This is a genomic window from Brevibacillus sp. YAE8 (assembly GCF_057543335.1).
Window position 1 is genome coordinate 241,858 of record NZ_BAAIYG010000004.1, and the last position, 16,551, is coordinate 258,408.

Annotated in this window: 14 protein-coding genes; 3 read left to right on the top strand and 11 right to left on the bottom strand. The window is 56.4% G+C overall.

Features of this window, described 5'->3' with window-relative positions; all coding sequences use genetic code 11:
• Positions 1-21: 21 nt before the first annotated feature.
• The 7 genes from AC27IT_RS09015 to AC27IT_RS09045 form a co-directional block, all read right to left on the bottom strand.
• Positions 22-378, bottom strand: a complete 357-nt coding sequence (locus AC27IT_RS09015) for a DoxX family protein (RefSeq protein ID WP_005836227.1) — start codon at positions 376-378, stop codon at positions 22-24.
• A gap of 44 nt (positions 379-422) precedes the next feature.
• Entirely contained in the window at positions 423-1,598 is a 1,176-nt protein-coding gene (locus AC27IT_RS09020) for a bis-aminopropyl spermidine synthase family protein (protein ID WP_025847998.1), read from the bottom strand.
• A gap of 479 nt (positions 1,599-2,077) precedes the next feature.
• A complete protein-coding gene (locus tag AC27IT_RS09025; protein WP_283858792.1) occupies positions 2,078-3,316 on the bottom strand; it encodes an MDR family MFS transporter in 1,239 nt (412 codons plus the stop codon).
• A 55-nt stretch (positions 3,317-3,371) separates the two neighbouring features.
• Positions 3,372-4,292, bottom strand: a complete 921-nt coding sequence (locus AC27IT_RS09030; protein ID WP_025847993.1) for an ArsR/SmtB family transcription factor — start codon at positions 4,290-4,292, stop codon at positions 3,372-3,374.
• A gap of 252 nt (positions 4,293-4,544) precedes the next feature.
• Positions 4,545-5,507, bottom strand: a complete 963-nt coding sequence (locus AC27IT_RS09035) for a metal-dependent hydrolase (protein WP_025847991.1) — start codon at positions 5,505-5,507, stop codon at positions 4,545-4,547.
• Between the two features lie 258 nt (positions 5,508-5,765).
• The gene (locus AC27IT_RS09040; protein ID WP_007781666.1) at positions 5,766-7,547 is read right to left on the bottom strand and encodes a M3 family oligoendopeptidase; all 1,782 of its coding nucleotides are present in this window, start codon (positions 7,545-7,547) and stop codon (positions 5,766-5,768) included.
• A 289-nt stretch (positions 7,548-7,836) separates the two neighbouring features.
• Positions 7,837-8,781, bottom strand: coding sequence for an MBL fold metallo-hydrolase (locus tag AC27IT_RS09045; RefSeq protein WP_007781661.1), 945 nt, complete (start codon positions 8,779-8,781; stop codon positions 7,837-7,839).
• Between the two features lie 224 nt (positions 8,782-9,005).
• On the opposite strand from AC27IT_RS09045, the gene AC27IT_RS09050 reads away from it, so the two are divergent.
• Complete coding sequence (locus AC27IT_RS09050; RefSeq protein ID WP_007781659.1) at positions 9,006-9,515, top strand: Crp/Fnr family transcriptional regulator; 510 nt, start codon at positions 9,006-9,008, stop codon at positions 9,513-9,515.
• A gap of 24 nt (positions 9,516-9,539) precedes the next feature.
• On the opposite strand, the gene hmpA is transcribed toward AC27IT_RS09050, so the two are convergent.
• A complete protein-coding gene (gene hmpA / locus AC27IT_RS09055; protein ID WP_007781656.1) occupies positions 9,540-10,757 on the bottom strand; it encodes an NO-inducible flavohemoprotein in 1,218 nt (405 codons plus the stop codon).
• A 229-nt stretch (positions 10,758-10,986) separates the two neighbouring features.
• Between hmpA and AC27IT_RS09060 the strand changes: the two genes are divergently transcribed.
• A complete protein-coding gene (locus AC27IT_RS09060; protein ID WP_007781652.1) occupies positions 10,987-11,646 on the top strand; it encodes a suppressor of fused domain protein in 660 nt (219 codons plus the stop codon).
• 212 nt (positions 11,647-11,858) lie between these two features.
• Positions 11,859-12,173, top strand: a complete 315-nt coding sequence (locus tag AC27IT_RS09065; protein ID WP_429781612.1) for a histidine phosphatase family protein — start codon at positions 11,859-11,861, stop codon at positions 12,171-12,173.
• Between the two features lie 135 nt (positions 12,174-12,308).
• Here the strand turns inward: AC27IT_RS09065 and mobB are convergent, their stop codons facing one another.
• Genes mobB through AC27IT_RS09080 form a run of 3 tightly spaced genes read right to left on the bottom strand, consistent with a single transcriptional unit; the run spans position 12,309 to position 16,485 of the window.
• Positions 12,309-12,824: a molybdopterin-guanine dinucleotide biosynthesis protein B gene (mobB, locus tag AC27IT_RS09070; protein WP_026557964.1), complete on the bottom strand. Its 516-nt coding sequence runs from the start codon at positions 12,822-12,824 to the stop codon at positions 12,309-12,311.
• A 9-nt stretch (positions 12,825-12,833) separates the two neighbouring features.
• Complete coding sequence (locus tag AC27IT_RS09075) at positions 12,834-14,093, bottom strand: molybdopterin molybdotransferase MoeA (protein WP_025847982.1); 1,260 nt, start codon at positions 14,091-14,093, stop codon at positions 12,834-12,836.
• A gap of 43 nt (positions 14,094-14,136) precedes the next feature.
• On the bottom strand, positions 14,137-16,485 hold the full coding sequence (locus tag AC27IT_RS09080) for an FdhF/YdeP family oxidoreductase (protein ID WP_025847980.1): 2,349 nt from the start codon (positions 16,483-16,485) through the stop codon (positions 14,137-14,139).
• Between the last annotated feature and the right edge of the window lie 66 nt (positions 16,486-16,551).

A 16,551-nucleotide genomic window follows, 5' to 3' on the forward strand; every position in this document is an offset into this window, starting at 1 on the left:
AGACCCGGCTGCGCCTTTTCCCTAGCCGGGTCTTGCTTTTGTCTGCTGAAAGCCGACGCAGATCGTGACCGCAAGCAATATCAGGTCCAACTCGTATCCGCCGATAAATCCTTGCTTCCACTTCACGGTCACAATCGCCCCTGTCATGACCCCCGCCAGCCCCCAGGCCGCGTATTTCGCCCCGATGCCGAGCAGGAAGGCGAGCCCGCCGATCAACTCGATCCCCAGCACCAAATAGGCGAGCCACCACGGCAAGCCGAGATCGCCAAACATTTGCGTGACAGCGTCCATCCCCTTTTGCAGCTTCGCCAGTCCGTGCAGCAAAAACAGCAAGCCTGTTGTCATCCGCAAGACAGTGAACGCCTTTTCGTAGGCCATAGTCGCACCCCCCTCACTTCTACCATATGCCGGACGCTGGACAATCAGTCGCGATTGGAAGGGCGGCGCGCAATCAGCGCAAAGCGCGCATGGCGGCAGCGCGGGCAGCCCTTGCTTTTCAACACTTCGATCGTCGCTACCTGTTCTCTGGCCCCGACCTTGCTGACGTGGGCGCATTTTTGGCAACGGTACAAACGCTGCGAGCGCGCTTCTTCTCCGGTGTAAAGCGGCTCCGTGAAGGCATGCTCCACGATCGGCGCCGTCTGTTCGGTAGTGGCAAGCACGATCATTTGCCCTTTTCCGCCCAGCATTTGCGCCCCTTCGTACTCGTTGAAATGGCTGATGACTTCGCGGACGCTCACCCCCGCCTGCACGAACTGCTGCTGCATGCGCAACGCAAAATCGGGAGACTTGTGGGCAAAGGAGAGGAAAATCGGCAGTCCTTTGCGTTTTTGCAAGCCGCTGATTCCCCGCGACAAAAACAGGGACATCCCTTGCAGCGTATAGGGCGGATCGGTAAAAAAGCAGTCGTATTGCCGGTGCAATTTCTTCGGCAGCGGCTGGCGCAAATCGGCGCGATGGCAGCGGATCGGCAAGGCATGCTGCTTCGCCACCTCTGTGATGAATTGCAGGAAGCGCTCGTCGATATCGACTACCTCGATCCGCCCGGAGGCTACTTCCTTCCCCGGAAACAGCCGTTTGAGCAGCAAGGCAAGCGAGACGCTGACCAAATCGTCGTCGCCCACACACAATATTTTTTTGCCGACGAGCGCATGGTTTCGCAGGCAAAGGATCGCCCGGCGCAAACTCGTCTCTGCCGTACACTTCGCCTGGTCGAGCTGCACGTTGGCTTGTGGGCGCCGGGACAAAATTTGTCGCAGTTCCTGAGACAGCTCGGGCAGCTCTATTTTCCAGGCGGCTTCGTCCTGCATCAGTCTGTCGAACAGCTTCCGGTCCAGTCCGCCGAAGCCCAATACGTTTTCCGTGTAAGCCCGGCCGTCTTCGGTGCAAGCCAAGCCGTTTGTCGCTTGCAGCGCCCCGGCCCGGATCAGCTCTTTTTTGATCGCCGTCGCAACCGGAACGGGCAGCATGAGTTTTCTCACCAGCTCTTTGGTCGGCATTCCCGGCTGGAAATAGCAATGCACGAGAAACTGCTCGATTGCGGTTGGTCCTTCCTGCAGTTGCACGTTTTGATAGATTTCTTCGATATAGTTACGCATGAGTAAGCCTCTTTTCATAAGGGATGATTCCTCCCCTCTCCCACGCAAAAAGGCAGAGAAGAACAAAATGGCTCCCCTCTGCCTTGCTAGCAGAAATTCGCTGCCGCTGACAACGCCGCCAATGGCGTTAGACAACCTGGCTGCGCCAAGTCATTGCCGCAGCCTTCGTTGCCTTTATACTGAATAAGAATTTTATCCATTCTTATCTGTACAAAAAAACCGCGCCAAAGAGCACGGTTCCGGCAGTTGATGAGATTGGGTAGGTGGATGACCGATGTTCTTAACTAATGGAGTCTCCCTTTTTGGCATCGCAAAACAAACCACCAAATTCGTGGCTTTTTTGCTGCAAAAGCACGGGAGAACCTTATCCAATTTTGCCTAGTTAAGAACACACACCGACATCAACATTTCCCCTTTTGAAAAGAATTGCTTTTTATTGTATGACAATTGGTGAAAAAAGGCAATCTTCAGCCTCTCCCCTAACTGACGGTCTTCATCTGGACGCCGTCCTGCCTGCTCCGCTTTTCGTGCAGCCTGCGGCCCAGCCCGTAAAAAATGACGCTAATCATGGCGAGAGCGGCCATCAGCACAAACATCGGCGGCCCGCCGTAAGCGTGAAGCACCATGCCTCCCGCCCAAGGCCCGAGAAAGCTGCCCAGCATGCTGACGCTTTGCGCGCCGTAGTAGGTGCCTCGCATGTTCGCCGGGCTGATCTGGTCGATTTGCGCGTACTCGGCAGGCACAATCAAGATTTCGCCCAACGTAAACACGATCATCGCCGCCACGAACCAGCTCCAGGTGGCAGAAAAAGCGAAGCCCAGCTCGCCGACTGCCATCAGCGCGGCTCCCCCGGCAATCCGCGAAAACAGGGAGTAGCGCTCGACCAGCCTCGTCAACGGCACCTGCAACAGCAGCACCGTAATGCCGTTGGCGCTCATCATCACTCCGAACAGGGCCACGCCTTCTGCCATATTTTCGCGCAAATACTGGGACAGCGTGACGGACATTTGCCCGTGCACCGTAACCAGCAAGATTCCCCCCACGACAAAAGCCAGCAGAGCGACATCTCGTTTCAGCACGTTCCAGATTTGCGGCAAGCTCGCTTTTTCAGCGCTCTGCCCGGCGGCTGCATGAGCGGACACCTGATACTTTTGGCAGGCGATCCCCAGCACGACCGCAAACAGCACCGTAGAACACGCCGTCAGCATAAACGCGATCCCGCTGCCGGAAATCCCCAAAAACGCGCCCAGCATCGGGCCGACGGCTACCCCCAGGTTAATCGCCAAATAGCGATTGGAAAACACGCGAAATCGTTTTTCTTCCGCTGTCAAATCTCCCATCATCGCCTTCGACACTGTGCCGTAAAACGACGCCGCCAACCCGAGCAACAGGCTGATGAGCAGGAGGAAAAGCGGATGCGCCAAAAAGACAAACCCTGCAAACGCTGCGGCCATCAACAGCATGGAGAGCAGCATCAGCTTCTGCCGCCCGAACAAATCCGATAAAATCCCGCCCAGAAAACCGCCGACAGTCCCGGCCAAAGGCCCCGCACCAATAATCAGCCCGATGTAGGCAGGCGTGAGCGTCGTCGTTTCGCTGAGATAAATCGCCAAAAATGGCATGCTCATCGACTGCGTCAGGCTGACAAATACCGTTCCCGCCATCAGCAAATGCACAATCGGATGATACGCCGCAAAAGCCGTTCTCCACTTGCTCATCTTTTGTTCTCCCTGCCTTCTCTTAGGCCCAATCCGCTCGGATGAGCCTGTTTCCTTACTTACGGCTGTGCAAAAACGAACGCAGCAAAACAGGCAGGCGATCGACAAACGATTCGCGCAGACTGTAGGAGGAAACGGTCGTGCTGCCTGCGTAGTGCGCGCGAATCAGCCCGGCCCGGCGAAGCGCCGTCACGTGATGATGGACGGTGCTTTTCGCAAGCGACACTTGCTGCTGCAACTCTCCCAGCGTGCAGTTTTTTTCAGCGAGGCAGCGCAGGATGTGCAGCCGCTTTTCATCCGCGAGACACTGGGTGAGTGGCAACAGCTCCGTTAGCGGCTGCGACTGTGCCTGTCCGGCATCTTTTACCGGATACAAGCAAGTGGCGAGGCCGCGGTAAAAGTCGAGCACCGAGGTCGGAGCGCAATGGTACTGGGGAATGAGCACCACCTCCCGCAGTTCCGGGACCGGCTCGATCCAGAGCCCATTTGAGGCATGGTCGACCAGCTCGATGGGCGACATGTTTTGCGCCTGCTTTGCCATTTCGGCGGCGCTTCGCTCCAGGCTTGCCAAAATCGCCGGCGCGAGCTTGGAAAAGTAATGCTCGTTCCACCGCGCCAAAAGCGACACGCTATGGTCGCGAAGTTCGCCGAGGTTGAGCGGAATCGTGTCCACCCACGGAGCCAGCCGCTCGTAGATTTCTCCCGGCGGAATGCTTCCCAGCCACCCGAGAAAATCATCGACCGATTTTTTCTGCGGGCTTTGCGCAACCAGGAGCACCAGCCTGTGCAGCACCTCCCAGCGCTCGTCCGCCAGCTCGTCGGCAAAAGCGTCCGGGAGCTGCTTCTTCGTCTCTTCCATCCAGGCGTTGCCGAGCTGCAAATGCTTTCTTTCCTTTTCGTGAATAAATGCATACAGGCTGATGATGCATTCATAAACGACAGACCATTCGATTTTTATTGAATATGAGTTGTTCATTCGATCACCATCGAACTTTTTATTTTTTTCAGTGTATCACTTCTGTTTGCTTTTGAAAAGAGCATGGCTATTGGGGGATTGGAGTACGCGGTTTTTTCGCGGCTTTGCTTGCAAGGGGAGGGAGGGGTGCAAGTTGACAGCGAGTGCCCCTTCTCGAGCCCTTCCCCCAAGCAGACAGCAAGTGCACCTTTCCCCAGCAAAAAACCCCGCCAGGTTTCTGACGGAGTTAGCAGCAAGCGAACCTGTTTTTGCTCAGACAAAAGGCGGGTCCCACGCTTTTTTGCGCCAGCCGAGCCGATATTCCACCACGTTCAGCTCGCGATCGAGCACCACGTCGACGCCAAACGGCAGCTTCCGGTCGTACCAGAAGCGCACGTCGCTCCAGGTGACCTCATACCCGTCCTGGCGCTCCTTCCAGGTGACGTGGATTCGTTGGGCGAAGCCGAGAAAAGCGCGCACGCCGTCCACGCCGACAGTCGCCTGAATGATCTCGTCGCGGTACTGCTTCGGGTAGACGTCCTCCAAGAGCACGTGGTCATACTCGATTCTTCCCGTATAAAACCGCTGCTCCGCCTCAATCACGAATCGCCAGCGAAACGGATGGAAGCTGGGCAAAACATGGCAGACGCCGTCTGTGTTCAAGGCGCTTTTCACCCGTTTGACCTGGCGCTGGTGCTGCCAGGCGCGCACGCCGATGTACGCAAACGTAATGGCGTAGGCGGCAGGAAACAGCACGGCAGCTTCCCCGCCGAAGCCGATCCACCAAACGGCCGCCGTCAAATGAAGCGCAAACAAAAACGGTTCGAAAATCGCCAGCACGTCGAGGTGCACCCAGCGGCGGCTGAACGGCCGGATGCACTGGACACCGTACGCATTCAGCATGTCGAGGAAGACGTGTAGCACGACGGCCAACAACGTCCAGCCGTACAACATGCCCCAATGCTCCATCTGCCCGAAGCCCCAGGCGACGGGAAGCGAGATGAGGAGCGGCCAGAGGAACAAGGCGGGAAGCGAATGAGTGATTCCCCGATGAAAACGGATGTAAAAAGAGATGCCGCGAAGTCTGGCCACCGTGTCAAAATCGGGGGCGTGAGAGCCGACTACCGTTGCGACCATGACCGCTTGCGCCAACACCGGATCGTGCGCAACGGCAGGAGTGAGCTGGGCCAGGCCCGCGAGCGTGACCCCGAGCAAAAGATGGCTGGCAGTGTCCATGATAATCCCTCCCTTTGCATGCTATCCCTTTCGCTTTTACTGTACGAAACGAACAGCGGGATTTCGGTAAAGCGCAGGTAAAAGTTATCCGAAGCTTTTGACGGCAGCTTTACAAAATCTCTACGAATGGAGGCAAAAACGGCCTTTATACGAGAGAGAAGCGGGCCAATTCTTTTCCGCATAAAAAAAGCAACCTGTCACCGAAGCAACAGGCTGCTTGACTCACCAATCTATACGCAAGGTTTTCTAATTGCTTTTTTACGTCAGGCGCAGGAACTCGTCGATGTCTGCCACAGCCAGGTCGACTGCTTTTTGCCAAAACTCGACGGTCGTCATGTCTTCGCCCAGATGCTTCTTCGCCAAATCCTCGACCATCAGACGGCCGGTGTCCTGCAGGAGCGCATCGTATTTTGCCGCGAAGCTCTCGCCTTCTTCCAGCGCACGCGCGTACACGCTCAAGCTGAACAAGTAGCCGAAAGTGTACGGGAAGTTGTAGAACGGATAGCTCGTGATGTAAAAATGCAACTTGGACGCCCAGAAGTGCGGCTCGTACTCCGCGAGGGCGTCTTTGAACGCCGTCTTTTGCGCCTCTTCCATGATGCGGTCCAGCTCGGCTGCGCTCACCAGACCTTTTTTGCGCTGCTCGTAGAAGTTTTTCTCGAACAGGAAGCGCGCGTGAATGTTCATGAAGAACGCGACGACGGATTGCAGCTTGTCTTCGAGCAGCACGAGGCGCTCTTCGTCGTTGGCCGCGTTTTTCACGGCAGCGTCGGCGAGAATCATCTCGGCAAACGTCGAGGCGGTTTCCGCTACGTTCATCGCGTAGTTTTGGGCGAGCGGCGGCAAATCCCACATCACCTGCTGGTGGTACGCGTGCCCCAGTTCGTGCGCGAGCGTGGAGACGTTGCTTGCGCTTCCCGCATACGTCATGAAGACGCGGGACTGCTTGCTCACAGGGAAGCTCGTGCAGAAGCCGCCCGGACGTTTTCCCGGGCGGTCCTCCGCCTCGATCCAGCCTTCTTCAAACGCCTTTTGGGCGAACTGCGCCATGCTCGGATTGAAACGGTTGAAGTGCTCGACGATCAAGGCAGCGGCCTCGTCGTACGACACTTTTTTGTGCACGCTTCCGACCGGAGCGGATACGTCAGACCAGCTCAGCTTGTCGATGCCGAGCAGCTTCGCCTTGCGTTCCAGGTAAGCGACGAGACGGTCTTTGCGATTGTCGATCGCCTGCCACATCGCTTCGAGCGTTTTTTCCTGCATCCGCCCGATGTCGAGCGGCTCGCGCAGCACGGAATCCCAGCCACGATGGCGGTACAGGGCGAGACGGAAGCCGCCCAGGTGGTTGAGTGCTTGCGCGCACAGCTCGGTTTCCTTGCCCCATGCTTCTTTCCATTTGGCAAATACTTGGCTGCGAACGGCGCGGTCCGGATGGCTCATCAGGTTGGAGGCTTGCCCTACGGACAACTGCTTCGTCTCCCCGTCCAGCTCCACTTCGATCGTCATCCGGCCCACCACGGCGTTGTACAAATCTTGCCAGGCGTGGTAGCCGTCCACAGCGAGGTCGCTCGCCAGCACTTCCTGCTCCGGCGACAGCTTTTCCTGGGCGCGGCGACGGCGCTCGTTCAGCACAAACGCGAGCGGCTGCAGCTCCCCGTCCTCCAGCAAGCTGTTCCATGCCGCTTCGTCGATGCGCAGCAACTGTTCATCCCAGCGCGTCAGCACGGCGCCGAATGCAGCGGAGATCGTTTTCACCCGTCCGCCGAGCAGCTTGGCTGGTTCGTCCTTCACATTTTGCGCGGTCAGGCACGAAATGAACGCGCCCGCCTGTCTCATCCGCACCGCGATGCTTTGCACCTCGGAGACAACCTCCAAAAACGCGTCCTTTTCCTGCAAGGCGAGTGCGGCATCCTCTACGCGGGCTTTCAGTTGCGAAATATCTTTTTCCAACTGCTCCAGAAAAGCCAAAAACGCAGTCGACTCGCTTCCACCGGGAAATAATACATCCAAATCCCAACGCTGCGGCAATGCTTTCGTCATATGTATCCCTCCTCCAAAACTCTTGATAAAATAATTTCTATAAGAAGCAGGTGATTCCTTCTAGTTTATGCAGTTCGTCCGGGCGGCTATCATCGCGGCACGTCGCCAGCCATCCCGCGCCTGCCAAAAGCTGCCGCGAGCAGTAGAAAGCCTGGCTGCGCCAAGCCATTGGTGCAACCTTCCTTGCCCTTATACCGGATAAAAATCTTATCAATTCTTATTTGTACGAAAAAACGACTGCCCGCAAGCAGTCGCTTCCAACCTTGCTTTTTCACGCAAGCAATCGCTGCTATCGCACGGGCAAGGTGAACGTCTCTCCTTGCCGCTCGACGATAATCCGATTTTTTTCCTCGCCCGCTGCCGCAAGCAAACGCTGCATCGGTTCGTCTACCGGCTCGCGCGAGAGGACGAACGTGTTCCAATGAATCGGCGCCAGCCATTTGCCCCGGCTCTCCTTGAACATTTGCCACGCCTGCTCGGGCGTGCAATGCGCAGCCTGGTAGGAATCGGGCTTGTAGGCTCCGATCGGCATGAACACGAGGTCAAACTGTCCAAACTCTTGCGGCAAACTCTCCATCGACATGTAGGCAGTGTCGCCAGGGTACAAAATGCGCACGCCGTTTTTCTCGATGACGTAGCCGTTGTAACCGTAGTCATGGTTCCACGGGAAACGGTTGCCCCAGTGTCTGACCGGAATCGCCGTGACGGTCACTCCGTCTTTTGTCGTCGTGGCTTGCCCCGGGGCAAGCTCCTTGCAGGAGGCAAACGGCATGCGGCGAAGCAGTTTTCCGGTATTGCTGGCCGTGATGACGTGTGTGTACGGATGAGCCAGCCGGCGCAGCGTCGGCAGGTCGACATGGTCCATATGGGCATGGGACAATAAAATCAAATCCACGCTGCCGATCTCGTCAAAATCAAGAGCGGGAGGCGTGAAGCGCCTGGGGCCAAAATGCAGCAGCCCTGCGACGCGAAGTCCCAATTTTTCGCCTAATACCGGGTCAGTCAAGATTTTGGTTCCGTAAACATTCAACAGAATCGTCGAGTGGCCTATCCACGTAAACGTCACCTCATCATCAGACCAGTTCTCAGGCGCAGGCTTCGCATCCAGCTCTCGAAACGGCGGCTTCGGAAGCTGTCCCATATGGTACCAGTAACGGTACGCCACGTAGCCAAAAAAGCCCACAACGAGCAGTCCGAGCAGGTAGCCAAGCCAGATGAGGATCGTACTTTGCATCAGAGAACACCTTTTTCCATAACGTGATTGTCTCATTATAGCAAACGATTCCGTCTGGAACGCAAGGGCAAAACATGCCGGAAACTGCTGATTTCCACATAAAACGCACCTGTCCACTACGCGAAAAAGCACCTGCCCTCCCGTCGCGGAAAGCAGGTGCTGGCAAAGCAGATTGTGATATACTGCTACTGCCGTATGGATCGTTTGAACAAGGAGGAAAACCAATGATTTTGCACAAAGGGGAAACGCTGTTCCGCCAAGGCGAGACAGGGCCGCTCTACCATCTGAAAAGCGGCATGCTCAAAATCAACCGGGTGCACGCAGACGGGACGCTCACGCTGGTCAACGTCATCGTGCCAGGCGAGACGATCCCGCATCACTCGCTGCTCAGCCCGAATCCTTACTACGGAACAGCCGTCGCGCTCGTCACCTGTGAGGTCGAGGTGCTGTCCGCGGCCGACTGGTACCGCGAACTGGAAGAAAACCACGAGAAATGCCGGGAGATCGCCTTGCAGTTGCAAGGAAAGCTGCGCATGATGCAGCAGCGCATCGACCAGTTGTCCGAAGTATCTCCGGCGGAAAGACTGCGCAAGCTGCAACTCTGGTTCCAGTCGTTCGTTCCCGTCGCTTCCCTGTCCGAAGTGCTGACCCAGGACGAAATCGGCCAGTTCATCGGGCTGCGCCGGGAAACGGTCAACCGCTTGCTGCGTGCCCAGTCAGGCGCCCGCAAGTAAGCGCTGCGAGCTTGCTTCCAGCTCTTAGTCCAGCGTTCCGGCAGGACCGAAAAACTCAAAGTGAATGTCCTGCGCAGGCACTCCCCACTCCTTCAGGGCCCGATTGACTGTTTTCATGAAAGGAACCGGGCCACAGAAATAGAAGCTCGCGTTTTTGTCGGCAATGACGCTTTGCAGCCAAGGCAAGTCAATGTAGCCCTCTTTGTGAAAGGCTTGCGCTGCCCGATCCTGCTCGGTCGGCTTTTCGTAGCACCAGAACGCTTTTACTTGCGGATGCTGGGCAGCCAACTCCTCCACACTGTCTCTCATCGCATGCACGTTTCCGTTTTGCGCTGCGTGAATGAACGTCACCGGGCGGTTCGAGCCCGTTTTCACCAGCGTTTTCAGCATGCTCATCATCGGTGTCAGCCCTACGCCGCCACTGATGAGCACGACAGGTCTGTCATCCTGCTGGTCAAGAATGAAGTCGCCTGCTGGCGCGGACAGAGGCAAAATGTCTCCTTCGTTAACGTGCTCCCACAAGTACACGGATACTTTTCCGGCTGGCTTGTCGCCAATCGCGTCCTCCCGTTTGACGGAGATGCGGTAGTACGGATTGCCCGGCGCATCCGAGAGGCTGTATTGGCGAATGTGCGTATTTTCCTCTCCCGGGATCTCCATTTTGACGCTTACATACTGACCTGGCTCGTAGCTCGCAATCTCTTTCCCGTCCTTCGGTACGAGGTAAAAGGACGTGATGACATCGCTCTCTTTTACTTTGCGCTCCACGACAAACTCCCGGAAGTCGGCCCAGCCGCCTGGCTGATTCTCCGCCTGTTCGTACATTTCCGCCTCCACGCTGATGAACGCGTCTGCGATTACCCCGTACGCTTCCGCCCAAGCCTCGATGATCTCGTCTGTCGCGGCATCGCCCAGCACCTCTTTGATCGCACCGAGCAAGTTTTCCCCGACAATCGGATAATGCTCCGGCTTGATGCCCAAGCTGCGGTGCTTGTGTCCGATCTGTTTGACGACGGGCAAAATCGTTTCCAGCTTGTCGATGTACAGGGCAGCCGCATACACCGCATTAGCCAGTGCCGTTTGCTGTCTGCCTTGTTTTTGGTTAGCGTGATTGAAAATGTTCAACAACTCTGGATGGTTGGCAAACATCCGTTGATAAAAGCGTTTGGTTATCGTTGTCCCGTGCACTTCCAGTACAGGCACGGTGGATTTGATAATATCGATCGTTTTTTGGTTCAGCATATTGGCCCTCCTTGAAAAATCAACGTGTGATCTATGTCACTAGTGTACCGGAGCAAAGCTTTTGCCTCCTGTGATTGTAATCACAGGAAAAAGAAACGATTTGTGACAACAAAAAAAGAGCTTCCTGCCTGCTGAAGCTGGTTAATCATAAAAGTTTTACGAGATTTGGCCCTGTTGCTCCGTCCTGCGCTATAGTAAGATATAACCAAAATTGGAGGGGGTATGCTGCTTGACTTTGGAAGAATACAAACAACGCGCATCCGAGCAGGACGACTGGGCACCGGGCTGGGACGCGATCGACGAAGTGTTCCATCAGCTTTATCCTGCACAGGAGCCTGCACATTATGCGACAAATATGGTGAATCGCGCCATGTTTGGCGGGGACGCCTATTTGGATGGCTTCAGCATTTATCAATCTCCGAACGGCTACAAGCACATTTTGACCTACGGCATGACGGAGCTGTACACGGACGAAGAGGCATACGGCGGCGAATGGAGCCGTTGGGGCTATGAGATGACGATCAAGTTAAAGGAAGATTCCAACGAGGAATGTATGTGGGCGATCGACATGCTGTCCAACCTGGCGCGCTATACATACACCCAGAAACGGTTTTTCGAGCCTAACCAGTTTGTCGCAGGGAACGGCACGTCGATTCATATTGGCACAGATTCGGCGATTACGGCCCTGCTCATTGTAGAGGATACAGAAGCAAAAGGAATCGACACCGTCCATGGCAGAGTAGAGTTTTTGCAACTGGTCGGCATTACGCAAAAGGAACTGGAAGCGTTGAAGGACGACCCTGCGCAGGCGGAGACATTGATTGCAGCGATGAAAAAGGACAATCCATACTTGCTGACAGATATGAACAGGGTTCAGTCTTACTTGTGAACAGCCGAAAAAAGCACCGGGTATGACGCGTTCCCCGTCGGCAGTCTGGCAGTCTGCGACTCTATATTTCTGCAGCACCGTGCGCAAAGCTCCTGTCTCCTGCCATCCGGTTCAACGGGGAAGGAATGGAACTGACATTGAAAATAGGTTTAGTAAGACATTACAAAGTCAAGCAAGATTATCCAAAAGGTGCGTTCATATGCGGCCGGGACGTGAATGCATGGTTTCAAACGAACGACCTGGCCGACATTGAGGCAGGCCGGACCGACCTGAAAGGAATTGAGTGGAGCAGATGCTATTCCAGCTCGCTTTCGCGTGCGGTAAAAACGGCGGAGCTGATCTTTCAGGGACCGATTACGCAAATGGCCGAACTAAAGGAAATCGCGCCGCCTGCCTTGCCTGCACGGCTTAGGCTCCCGTTTTTGCTCTGGGCGATTCTGATTCGCCGAGGCTTCAACGGACCGAAGTTCAAAATTGCGAGCAACGGCGAGCTTTATTTGTTCGAGCGGCAACAGCCTGAGTCGTGAGCAAACGTTTGGGCCAGTCGAAACGTTTTGCCTATTAGAAAACCTGGCGCACCAGGCACTGGCGACAAGCCTTCGCGGCCCCGATCCAAAAAAAGATCATCCCTCGCCTCGGCCGGGATGATCTTTTTGCTTCTATTAAATAATTGGCGGCGCTTCCTCGATCCGCTCTCGCACAAACCGGGCGATGCCGTCTATGTCGTCTACGTGAAAACAGGGCAGCTCCGCCTGCTTCTGCTCTCCCCAGCTTACCACTCCGACCAGGTTGGACACGGACCGGAGCAATTCAGCATCTTCCGGCCGCCGCAACAGCACGAGCTTGGGGTAGCCTTCCCGCTTGAAGCCTTCCACGAGGACGAGGTTCGCTCCGGCGGCCGCAAGACGCTGTACGAGTACGGCCAGCTCTTGCGGGCGCTGCTCGACGATTGCCGTCTTCGTCCGCGAGGTGATTGCCACGATCGAAGCTCCTGCCTCGCGATAGCGCCACGTGTCTTTTCCAGGCTGGTCCCATTCAAAATCGTGGCCGCCATCGTGCTTGATGACGCCAACCCGCAGCCCGGCGCCCTCCAGCAGAGGAATGAGCTTCGTCAACAGCGTCGTCTTGCCACTGTTGGAATAGCCGACGATTTGCAACACGCACGGCTGTTTGTCCAGGTCCATTCGCTATCCTTCCTTCCTCCAGGTCGGGGCCGCATGGGTTAAAACTTCGACCAGCTCGCCCGCCTGCTTGCCGCTTCCGCCCGGCGGAATGACGATGAAGCATTCGCTGTCCTTGAGCGTTCCGAGATTGCCCGCCTTTTCATTGAAATCAGGCACCGCCAAAAGTCCGCCGTCTTGTTCCAGCAGCCTGCCGCGCAAATAGCGCGGGAACGGGCACGGCTTTTGATAAGAAACGGCCAGCCTCGCCCGGATTGCGTGCGGGACGACTTCTGCCGCCCCGGAAAGGCGCCGGATCGCCGTCCGCGCGAACAGCTCAAAGCCGAGGAAACAGGCTCCGGGATTTCCCGACAGCGCCAAGTACGGCTTGCCTCCAACGAGCATGCTCGTCGTCGGACTGGCCGGGCGCATCGCTACCCGGTTGAACAAAAGTTCCACGTCCGGCTCGTCCGTCAGGAGCGCGATCACATCGAAATCGCCCACTGACACCCCTCCGCTGGAGACGAGCACATCCACTTGCTGCATGTATTCGCTGATTTTTTGCTTCGCCACGGCGAGTTCATCGGGCAGGCCGGAAAAGCAAACAGGGATGCCCCCCGCCTCGGCAATGAGAGCGGTCAGCATCACCATATTGCTGTTGCGAATTTTTCCCGGGACGAGCGGCTCGTCAATGCCTAACAGCTCGCTGCCCGTCGCCAGAAGGCCGACTCGCGGCCGGCGGAAAACATCGACTTGCGCGTAGCCAAACGTAGCCAGACTGGCGATCGTGCCTGCGTTGATCCTCTCGCCAGCCTTGGCGATCACCGTTCCTTTTGCCATCTCCTCGCCGCGGCGGGAGACATTTTCCCCAGGCTGCATCGCCCGCTTGATCCAGACGGTTTCCGCGTGCTCGCCAGGGTTTTGCGTTTGCTCAAACATAATCACGGCATCGGCGCCTTCCGGCATCATCGCTCCGGTCATGATCCGCGTAGCGCAGCCTTCCGTCACGGTTCGCTCAGGCACCTGTCCCGCCGCTACGGTTTCGATCACCTTGAGGGCGAGCGGGCTCGCGATCGTAGCCCCGACCGTATCCGCCGCCCTTACGGCAAAGCCGTCCAGCGGCGAGCGGTCAAAGTGCGGCAAATCGTACGTTGCGTACAAATCGCAAGCCAAAATTCGCCCGTAAGCCTCCCCGATGTGCACCCGTTCTGTTTCCAGCGTAGGCAATGCCGCGAGCCATTTGCCCATCGCTTCCTCTACCGAGACTGTTTGTCGCGCAAAACGCATCGTCCGTTCCTCCTAATTGTGACCGCCCATCACGCCGTTTTTGTCAGCCGACGTTTACTTCCAAATCTTCTATCGGTTTTTCCTTGTATTTCAAATCTTTATTAGCAGTGAACGAATCCGCCTTTTCGATCTTCACTGCCGTATTGTATTCCGGGATACCCGCGAACGCTTCGTACACGCCTTTTGGAATCAGCACGTTTCCTTCCGGCCAGTACACCTGGATATTCCCTCTTCTCGTATCTTCAAACTTGGCGCGCCCTTGGTAGGTGCCATAGCTATTATACACGACAATCGTTTCGCCTTCCGCAATGCGCAGTTCCCGCGCGTCTTCCGGATTGATTAAAATATCGTAGCGATCCGCGTTGTTGAACGGGTCTTTGTTGCTGTAGATCATCGAGTTGAACTGCTTGCCGCGGCGGGTGGTCACGTAAAAATGCCCTTCCGGCTTGTCAAGCTGCGGAATTTCGATCGGCAGCAGATTCGCTCGGCCGTCCGGCGTCGGGCACACTCCGTCCTCGCACAGCCAGGCCCCTCCCCATTGAAACACATCTCCGCGTTTTTTCAAATGCTGGATGCCGTCGTAGTTCGGATTCGCCTGCGCGATTTCCGCACGAATTTCCTCCGCGCTGGCAAAATGCATGAGGTGCTTTTTGTCCGGATGCACGCGCGCAGCCAAATCGACGTAAATCTGCCACTCGGCCCGCGCCTCTTCAATCCGTGGTCCCTCGATCTCGGCGCTGAAGTACACCATCCGCTCCGTACTGGTCGACGTGCCGCCGCCCGGCTGCTCGTAGCGCGTCATCGCCGGCAGGACGATTACCTCTTCCTTGGCATCGACGAGGGTAGACGTGTTGAAAATGATGTCCTGATGGACGCGCAGCTCGACATTCTCCAAACATTTTTCCATGAAGTCAGGGTCAGGCATCGTCTCCAGGAAGTTGCCGCCGCTCGTGTAAAACAGCCGCGTCTTGCGCTCGTGTCCATCGGGCAGCAGGGCGTTTTCGAGCGAGATGCCGACAATATCGCCTTGCCATTTCGGGATCGGGAACTTCCACAGCTTTTCGATTCTCGTCCAGTTCTTTTCGTCAAAATCGCCGCCAGGCAAGCTGAACGGGTCCGCTCCCATCTCCCCGGAGCCTTGCACGCCGGAGTGGCCGCGAATCGGCATCACGCCGCAGTGCTTCCGGCCCAAAAAGCCGCGCAGAATCGCCAGATTGGCAACGGAGGAAATGTTGTCGGTCCCAAAGCGGTGCTGGGTCAGTCCCATGCTCCATACAAATACGCCTGATTTGGCATTGGCGAGCAAAAGCGCAAATTCTTTCAGCCGCTCCCTGCTCAAGCCAGAGGATTGCTCGATCTGATCCCACGGCAGATTGGTCACATGCCCCCGCAGCTCCTCGATGCCGTTTGCATGCTCCCGGACAAACTCGCGGTTGATCGCCGAGCCCGGATTGGCCTCCTCCATCTCAAACCAGTGCTTCATCACGCCGTTCATGAAGGCGATGTCGCCGCCGATGTTGACCTGGTAAAAATCGTCCGCGAGCTTCGTGCCGAACACAGCGCTCTCCGGCACCGACGGAATCCAGTATTTTTCCATCGCCGGCTCTTTGTAAGGGTTAATCAGGATGATCTTCGTTCCCGCTTTTTTGGCCGCGTACATGTACTTCGTGGAGACAGGCTGGTTGTTCGCCGGAACCGAGCCGAAGAAGACGAGCACATCCGTGCCGATCCAGTCCTGGTAGTTGCAGCTCGACGCCCCGATGCCAAGCGACCGCTTCAAGGCTGTCTTGCTCGGCGAGTGGCAAATGCGGGAGGCGTTGTCGATGTTGTTCGTCCCCAGAAAACGGGCCATTTTTGCCGCCGTATAGTACACTTCGTTAGTAATTCCCCGCGCAGTCAAGAAAAACGCGAGCTGCTTAGGACTGATGCCTTTGATCTTGTTCGCGATCCGGTCCAGAGCGTCGTTCCAACTGATCCGCGTGAATTTGTTTTCGCCCGGCTTGCGCGACAGCGGATAAGGAATCCTGCCCAGCTTGCGCAGCTCCACGCTCGACATCTGTTTTAGAGCGCTTACATCTTCGAGCCATTTGTCATCCATGGCAGGCATTGTATTGAGGCGCAGCACGTTCAGGCGCGTCGTGCACAAATGCGGGCCTGTGAGAGTCTGGTCGTACAGACCGGATACGCCGAGCGCGCAGCCGTCGCATACTCCCTGGGTCAAAATCCGGTAGGCGTAGCCCAGGTTGTCCCGGTTGTCATACACGACCTTCATCGTGTCAATGATGTGATGCGGCTTGATTTTGCCAAGTCCCATGGGTATCATGGAAGCCCACAAGGAAGGCTTCAGCGACGTGTCCAGTTTGACGGGTCCATTATGCTTGGTCTTGCCCATTTGTTTTTACGCTCCTCTCTGGTCAAACACGCGTGAGATTAAAAAAACCACCATGAAACCGTCCCT